This window comes from Nostoc sp. PCC 9305, from assembly GCF_963920915.1.
In the GTDB taxonomy this organism is placed as follows: Bacteria; Cyanobacteriota; Cyanobacteriia; order Cyanobacteriales; family Nostocaceae; genus Nostoc.
This window is the reverse complement of sequence record NZ_CAWUDN010000252.1, coordinates 1-1325: the sequence shown is the minus strand read 5'-3', so window position 1 is coordinate 1325 and position 1325 is coordinate 1. Positions and strand designations below refer to the sequence as shown.

At 46.1% G+C, this 1325-nt stretch carries 1 protein-coding gene; it reads right to left on the bottom strand.

The genetic code is table 11. The features are described 5' to 3' along the window. Positions 1-50 precede the first annotated feature (50 nt). Positions 51-1163, bottom strand: a complete 1113-nt coding sequence (locus ACM0OX_RS35625; RefSeq protein WP_414519925.1) for an alkene reductase — start codon at positions 1161-1163, stop codon at positions 51-53. Positions 1164-1325: the final 162 nt, after the last annotated feature.

The following is a 1325-nucleotide window of genomic DNA, read 5'->3' as shown; positions in this document are numbered from 1 at the left end:
ATTACGAATTACGAATTACGAATTACGAATTACGAATTACGAATTACGAATTACGCATTAGCTACTACTTCACTAGCAGGCGACCAAAATGGATAGTCTGTATATCCTTTTTCACCGCCGCCGTAAAAGCTTGCTTGATTTGGCTCATTTAGTGGTGCATTCAAAGCCAAGCGTCGGGGTAAATCGGGATTTGATATAAATAATGTGCCAAAGGCAACTAAATCTGCTGCTTTATTTGCCAGTACTGCATCGCCTTTTTCACGGGTATAACCACCATTGACGATGAGTGTACCTGTAAAGCGATCGCGTATATGACTGGTGGGTACAATTATCCCGCCATGTCTAATATCTGCCTCTGTTGCCTCATAAAGATGCAGATATGCCAAATTAAACTGGTTCAACGCTTGAGCGGCATAACCGAATGTCTCCAGGGGATTGGAGTCACGCATATCGTTAAAAGTCCCACTGGGAGAGAAACGCACCCCAACTCGGTTAGAATCCCACACACTAGTTACCGCCTCTGTCACCTCCAACAGGAATCGGGCACGATTCTCAATAGAACCTCCATATTTATCTGTACGTTGATTCGTGCCGTCCCGGAGAAACTGATCTATTAAATAACCATTAGCTGCGTGAATTTCCACGCCATCAAAACCAGCCGCTAGGGCATTTGCGGCTCCCTGACGGTACTGTTCGACTATCTGCGGTATTTCCGATGTTTCTAAAGCACGGGGAGTAACAAAGGGTTTTGGCCCCTCATAAGTTGCAGCCTCACCTTTAGGAGTAATGGCAGAAGGTGCTACAGGTAAAACTCCATTCGGTTGTAGATCGGGGTGAGAAATCCTGCCTACGTGCCATAGTTGCAGAAAAATTCTGCCGCCGTGCTGATGTACAGCATCGGTTACTAACTTCCATCCCTCCACCTGTTCTGGTGAATGAATTCCTGGTGTTGCGGGATAGCCCTGTCCTTCAGGAGTTACCTGTGTTGCTTCAGAAATAATCAGTCCGGCGGAAGCACGTTGGACGTAGTAAGTAGCATTCAGTTGGTGTGGTACGTTTCCCTCACCTGCCCGGTTTCGGGTTAAGGGTGCCATCACTATCCGGTTAGGTAGTTCCAGATTTCCTAGTTGGTAAGGAGAGAATAAGTTGATCTCAGTAGTCATTGGTTATATCTCCAAATTATTTTAGTCATTAGTCATTTGCCTCGTTCCCAGTCTCCGATTGGGAATGCTCGTCGTTGAGGCTCCGCCTCCCTTACTGGCGGCAGAGTCTAGGGTGTTGACTTTGATGAGATTTACCCATTTTTTATTCATACAGTTTTGGTG